Origin of the sequence: Gilliamella sp. Imp1-1 (genome assembly GCF_001690415.1) — a bacterium.
Taxonomy (GTDB): domain Bacteria; phylum Pseudomonadota; class Gammaproteobacteria; order Enterobacterales; family Orbaceae; genus Gilliamella; species Gilliamella bombi.
Genome location: NZ_LZHK01000077.1, coordinates 1 through 6,073, shown reverse-complemented (window position 1 = coordinate 6,073; position 6,073 = coordinate 1). Strand labels below are relative to the sequence as shown.

At 31.9% G+C, this 6,073-nt stretch carries 8 protein-coding genes; 5 read left to right on the top strand and 3 right to left on the bottom strand.

The window, feature by feature from the left end:
• Positions 1 to 142, bottom strand: a 142-nt coding sequence (locus A9G38_RS11720; protein ID WP_141671700.1) for a transposase, incomplete at its 3' end; no start/stop codon positions are given.
• A 172-nt stretch (positions 143 to 314) separates the two neighbouring features.
• Here A9G38_RS11720 and A9G38_RS07020 point away from each other — a divergent pair.
• Positions 315 to 695: a DUF805 domain-containing protein gene (locus A9G38_RS07020; RefSeq protein ID WP_051634362.1), complete on the top strand. Its 381-nt coding sequence runs from the start codon at positions 315 to 317 to the stop codon at positions 693 to 695.
• A gap of 558 nt (positions 696 to 1,253) precedes the next feature.
• A complete protein-coding gene (locus A9G38_RS07015) occupies positions 1,254 to 1,691 on the top strand; it encodes a hypothetical protein (RefSeq protein ID WP_034915509.1) in 438 nt (145 codons plus the stop codon).
• A 240-nt stretch (positions 1,692 to 1,931) separates the two neighbouring features.
• Here the strand turns inward: A9G38_RS07015 and A9G38_RS07010 are convergent, their stop codons facing one another.
• Positions 1,932 to 2,513, bottom strand: coding sequence for a hypothetical protein (locus A9G38_RS07010; RefSeq protein ID WP_034915513.1), 582 nt, complete (start codon positions 2,511 to 2,513; stop codon positions 1,932 to 1,934).
• Between the two features lie 132 nt (positions 2,514 to 2,645).
• A complete protein-coding gene (locus A9G38_RS07005) occupies positions 2,646 to 3,275 on the bottom strand; it encodes a TetR/AcrR family transcriptional regulator (protein WP_034915518.1) in 630 nt (209 codons plus the stop codon).
• A 180-nt stretch (positions 3,276 to 3,455) separates the two neighbouring features.
• On the opposite strand from A9G38_RS07005, the gene A9G38_RS07000 reads away from it, so the two are divergent.
• The 3 genes from A9G38_RS07000 to A9G38_RS11715 form a co-directional block, all read left to right on the top strand.
• Complete coding sequence (locus tag A9G38_RS07000; RefSeq protein WP_034915522.1) at positions 3,456 to 4,664, top strand: Tm-1-like ATP-binding domain-containing protein; 1,209 nt, start codon at positions 3,456 to 3,458, stop codon at positions 4,662 to 4,664.
• A gap of 16 nt (positions 4,665 to 4,680) precedes the next feature.
• Complete coding sequence (locus A9G38_RS06995; RefSeq protein ID WP_034915527.1) at positions 4,681 to 5,511, top strand: phosphoenolpyruvate hydrolase family protein; 831 nt, start codon at positions 4,681 to 4,683, stop codon at positions 5,509 to 5,511.
• Between the two features lie 420 nt (positions 5,512 to 5,931).
• Positions 5,932 to 6,073, top strand: a 142-nt coding sequence (locus A9G38_RS11715; protein ID WP_141671700.1) for a transposase, incomplete at its 3' end; no start/stop codon positions are given.

Genomic DNA, 6,073 nt, shown 5'->3' with positions numbered 1-6,073 from the left:
GCCAAGGAATACCGGTTCTCATTCGGAAAAGGATCCCTTCAAACGTCATCCGATGCTCGGATTTATTATAAACTCGGCCGGTATTTTTCATTATTTGTAGTAGCTTTTCCCACCGTTTATCTGTTAGCATTGTTCTTGGCATGATGAATCGAGTTAGGGTTGTTTTTGGCTGAATTATTATAACTCACATCATGCCGTCTAAAAAATAATCATGAAAGATCAACACGCCCTATTACATTATCAATATAAAATATTTGAGATAACGTTTAATTTATTATATATTTACAAATATTTTAATAAATAAGGAGTATTAAGTGTTAAGTAAAGCAATTAATTCATGGCTTGATGGCTATAGAAAAATGTTTCGTTATAAAGGACGTTCAACTCGTAGTGAGTTTGGATTTTTTATTCTTATTCAATGTATATTAGTATGGTTCTCTTTTGTATTGCTATTCAGTATGGACAAAATATTACCAAGTACTATATTAGGAATTTGTGTAATGTTAATTTTTATCGTTACTTTTCTTACAATATTGTCTTACAATGTTAGACGATTACATGATATAGGTACAAGCGGTCTGTGGTGTTTTGTTTATCTTCTCTGTCCAGGAGCTATAATAGGTGCATCTTTAATAATAAAACCAACTTCAGGAGAAAACCAATACGGACCTAACCCAAGAATATTGTCAAATTAGTAAAATACTCCTTCACTCCGCATGGTGAAGGGAGTACAGTTTCCCCTATATTCAGCTCTTTGTTCTTAACTATTTTATCTACCCCTCTTATTCTCAGTTTTAACATAACTTTCAACTAACATTTTAATGATTATAAATATCCTATTTTTAGTACAAAACTAACGTAGATAATGATATTGTTTATTTTCGTGTTTTATATTCAATAAATGCCATATTTAATACATCTTCCTAAAAATGAGCCCAGTCACAATGACTTAGAAAACCAATATTACAGTGCCGGTTTCAAACAGTGATTGTTACAATATGGACTAAGGCAAAGTATGAGTCGAAGATGAAGCTGCTTTGATAATGCGGTTGTTGAAAACTTTTTCATATACTCACCCCCATATTATTCATGATTGTTACTATAAAAACAGGAAGCTGACTAACAAAGCACTATTTGAATATATTGAAATCTATTATAATTATATACATCATCAAGGTGGGCTCTGTCTAATATTTTGGTGAGAATCTAATTAATTGAATTGGTTAAATTTTTAAAAATACTGGAGAAAATAAATGGATTTAACTGATTTTCTTAGGACTGGGATATATTTGGGATTAAAAGTAGAGTTACCAGAGAAAGAAATATATTCTATTTTTCAAAAAAAAGATTTGGGTAAAAAATATTATTTTGATAAATTTAAAAAAAGTGAAGGTTTTTCTTATTTTTACGATTCACTGGAAATAATGGTTGTTAATTCCAAGATATATTCAATAGGATTTGATTTAGCTCGTCATCCAGTTACTTTATTGAATAATATAATCATATATTCTGAAACAAGTTTTGAACTTATTATGAAATATCTTGATATTGCTGATATAAATTGGTCTTTTGAAAAACAATATTGTTATAGTCGCGAATTAACAATCAAAACCGAAGGAAATGTTTTAATTGGTTGTGTATATGATAAAGGCAATTATTGGCTATCAAAATTCAAAACATTCAAAAAGTAAAAGGGGATTTTCTACTTTTTGACTGTACTATTTAAGGGAATAGTTACAATTGCAAAGATGAGTTAATAGCCAAAGCAGAAGAAACTGGTGTCTATGATTAATGCCGCAAGTTAAGTGATTTATTAATATTTATAATACGGTTAATCCCATAAATCGATTTTGGGGAAAACGCCTAATGATATTTTAAAGGATCATTTCAACCATGGAGAGTAAACTTACCGATGTTTTTCTACAGACTTTTTAGCAAGGACCAATTAAGCAACCAACCATCGCCATAGGAATAAAAATTGGAAATATAATCAAACCAATCATATCGCCCTGGATATCAATATCTGAATCTTTTTTATGATTTGATTTAACTAATACAGTAATTGATTCTGGTAATAAATATTGATCAGATAATGTATTGGATTGCTTATAGAAGTTTCCTTTGGTTTTAAATAGAACTTGATAATAACCATCTCTCAAAATCGATTTTGATTTATATTTTGCTAATAATTTTTTATTGTTTAAGGCCTTTACCTCAGGAATAAAATTACTATATTGAGCAATAATTTCATCACTTAAATTGTCTAGATAAAATGTAATTGATACACTTTCAATATTATCTTTATTTTCAGCTAAAAAATCATGGTAGTTTTTAAGTTCTAGTATGGCTTCGGGACTAGTAAATTGATATGAGTATTCCTTTGATTCAGCAATAATCCCTACACTTTTTTCAACTTTTAATTTTATAATTGTGTCATTACTAGGCAAAATTTGCGTTTGCTTATTTGCACAACCGCAAAGACAAAAAATAAAGATAAAAACAAGTTTTTTCATTAGGGTTTTCCTACTTCAAATATTTAGACAAGGATGAATCAATATTTTATGTTATCCATTTCCTGTAAACTTATTGATTTTTTTAATATACAAGAATAAGTAAAATTAAAGAACAGACTTTTTGACCTCCAATCAAATTTTCGATGCTTCTTCTTTGGCTTGATGAATGATGGCTTTAGCTATCCATTGTGATAATGATATTACATTCTGATCATCAAGTCCCCAGATATCCTTGAGTACCATAAATATTTCAGAACCGTAAATAATTGAAATAGCATAAACTACTTTATCATAAAGCTCATTTGGTAGTTCAGCTTTGAGTGGGGATAATATTGTTGTAAGAGTTTCTTTACGATTACCTCGTACCAATTTTTCGGTTTGTGGTGATAATGATGACCGTTCTGTTGCCCACTGTTGTAATGAAACCCTTAATGCTGCACGTAGCGCCCCTTCATGCTTTAGCATTTGAGGAAAAGCAAAAGCTAAAAAATCATTAATACGTTCTTCTGCATTTTGTTTTTTTGATTGCCAACTAAAAATAGGTTCTAATGAACTTTCTACCACAGCTGTAATTAGAGCACTTTGTGTTGGAAAATAGCGGTATGCTGTTGCTCTAGATATACCCGATTTATCAGCAAGTTCAGTTATGGTAAGCTCACAGCCTTGTTCTAATGCTTCTAATGCAGTATTAATTAAACGCTCATAAGTCCGTTTTTTTACGCCAACATATGTTGGGTGCGATTCTAAAGTTTTCTGAGTCATTAGGAATATATTTATATTTATCGTAATTTTAAATATGATACTGCATTTTAATAAATTAGTTAAAATTTATCATTTCCTAAAAAAATGAGACTTAAATCTCATTTTTGATATATAATGTATGACAATTAATCACCCTTTTGTTACAAATATTTACCTAATTAACTCATTTAGGAGTAATAAATGGCATCAACTAGTACAATTTATTTGGTTACTACATTAGACACCAAAGGGCAAGAAATCGTTTATATTAAAAATATTCTTGATTTAAAAAATCTCAACTGCAAAATTATTGATGTTTCTACACAATCTCATCAATTTAATCATTTAGCAACTATCACAGCAGAAACCGTCGCTAGTTGCCATCCAGGCGGTAAACAGGCTGTTTTTTGTGGCGATAGAGGTAAAGCAATTGTTGCAATGGCCGAAGCTTTCAAATTGTTTCTGATGACTCAAAACGATGTAGAAGCCATACTAGGTTTAGGTGGTTCGGGAGGAACTGCATTAATTACTCCAGCCATGCAATCATTAGCTGTAGGAATTCCTAAACTAATGGTATCAACAATGGCATCTGGTGATATTTCTGGTTATATCGGTGCAAGTGATATTGCAATGATGTATTCAGTTACTGATATTGCTGGAATTAATGTCATATCTAGGAAAGTTTTAACCAATGCAGCTAATTTTATTGCTGGCTCAATTCTATTTAAAACCCAAGATACGATTGAAGATAAGCCTGCAATTGGTTTAACTATGTTTGGTGTTACAACTAAATGTGTTCAATCTGTATCAACTAAATTAAACGGGCAATATGATTGTTTGGTTTTTCATGCTACAGGCAGTGGTGGCAAAGCAATGGAAAAACTAGCTGATAGCCATTTATTGCACAGTGTGCTTGATATTACAACAACGGAAGTATGTGATTATTTATTTGGCGGTGTTTTAGCCTGCGATGAAGATCGTTTTGGTGCCATTGCAAGAAGCCAAGTACCTTATATTGGATCGTGTGGTGCACTTGATATGGTAAATTTTGCAAGCCCTGATACTATTCCTCAAAAATATCAAGATCGCCTATTTTATCCACATAATCCACAAGTGACATTAATGCGAACAACGCCAGAAGAAAATCAAAAAATGGCTAATTGGATAGCAAATAAACTTAATCAATGCCAAGGTTATGTCACTTTTATTATTCCTGAAGGTGGTTTTTCTGCTTTAGATATTGAAGGTGGTGCTTTTTGGTCACCAAAAGCAAATCAAGCATTTATTGATGAATTTGAAAAAACCTTTATCCAAACTCAAAAAAGAAAGTTAATAAAAACCCCTTATCATATAAACTCACCGCAGTTTTGTGATCTTATCATCAACGAATTTACAAAAATAATGAAATAAATATTTGGAGAATATTATGGGTAATCAACGTACTCAATTGTTAAAAAAATTCCACGACATGATAGCTAAAGGTCAACCAATTATTGGTGGTGGAGCTGGTACAGGATTATCAGCAAAATGTGAAGAAGCTGGTGGTATCGATCTTATTGTTATCTATAATTCAGGGCGTTACCGTATGGCAGGTAGAGGTTCATTAGCAGGATTACTTGCTTATGGCAATGCTAACGAAATTGTAATGGATATGGCTAAAGAAGTATTACCAGTAGTTAAAAATACGCCAGTACTAGCGGGTGTAAATGGCACAGATCCATTTTGTCAATTTGACCAATTTTTAGACAAATTAAAAGAAACGGGATTTGCTGGCGTGCAAAACTTTCCAACTGTTGGACTCATTGATGGCAACTTCAGAGCAAACCTCGAAGAAACAGGTATGGGATACGCTTTAGAAGTCGAAATGATTCGCAAAGCACATGAAAAAGATCTGCTTACAACACCTTATGTATTTAGTGAACAAAATGCGATCGATATGGCTAAAGCAGGTGCAGATATTTTAGTACCTCATATGGGATTAACGACGGGGGGGAGTATTGGTGCAGAAACAGCATTAAAACTAGCTGACTGTGTGCCACTAATCAATCAATGGGCAAAAGCGGCTAAAGCAATTCGCCCAGACATTATTATTTTATGTCATGGTGGTCCTATTGCTACCCCTGAAGATGCTGAATATATCTTAAAAAATTGCCCTGAGTGTAATGGATTTTATGGAGCAAGTTCAATGGAACGTTTACCAACAGAAATTGCACTAAAACAAACGACAGAAAGATTTAAATCAATTCAACGACACTAACAATAATATAAGCAATAACAGCGCAACTAATGTATCGCGCTGTTATTTTTTTAAGAGAAGTGAAATTCGTTAAACTATATTTTGATCGAAACATTATACTATTAATATCTACGCATATTTGTTATATGGCAATTTAAATTTAACAGAAAACCTAACCTCATGTAAAAATATGCATAAAAGCTTTAACAAATCAGTAAATAGCAAAACCACCAACCACTTTCAAAATTACCTTCGATTTGAAATAATCGTTTAGTAATACTATTTAGATAATAAAAAATGAGATTAGTCTAACAATTCCTTCTCAAAAAGATTAAAATTGATAAATATTACTAGGGCGTGTTGATCTTTCATGATTATTTTTTAGACGGCATGATGTGAGTTATAATAATTCAGCCAAAAACAACCATAACTCGATTCATCATGCCAAGAACAATGCTAACAGATAAACGGTGGGAAAAGCTACTACAAATAATGAAAAATACCGGCCGAGTTTATAATAAATCCGAGCATCGGATGACGTTTGAAGGGATCCTTTTCCGAATGAGAACCGGTATTCCTTGGC

Coding starts and splice junctions, on each gene's coding strand:
- A9G38_RS07015 (WP_034915509.1), top strand. CDS start 1,254: ATGGATTTAACTGATTTTCTTAGGACTGGGATATATTTGGGATTAAAA.
- A9G38_RS07010 (WP_034915513.1), bottom strand. CDS start 2,513: ATGAAAAAACTTGTTTTTATCTTTATTTTTTGTCTTTGCGGTTGTGCA.
- A9G38_RS07005 (WP_034915518.1), bottom strand. CDS start 3,275: ATGACTCAGAAAACTTTAGAATCGCACCCAACATATGTTGGCGTAAAA.
- A9G38_RS07000 (WP_034915522.1), top strand. CDS start 3,456: ATGGCATCAACTAGTACAATTTATTTGGTTACTACATTAGACACCAAA.
- A9G38_RS06995 (WP_034915527.1), top strand. CDS start 4,681: ATGGGTAATCAACGTACTCAATTGTTAAAAAAATTCCACGACATGATA.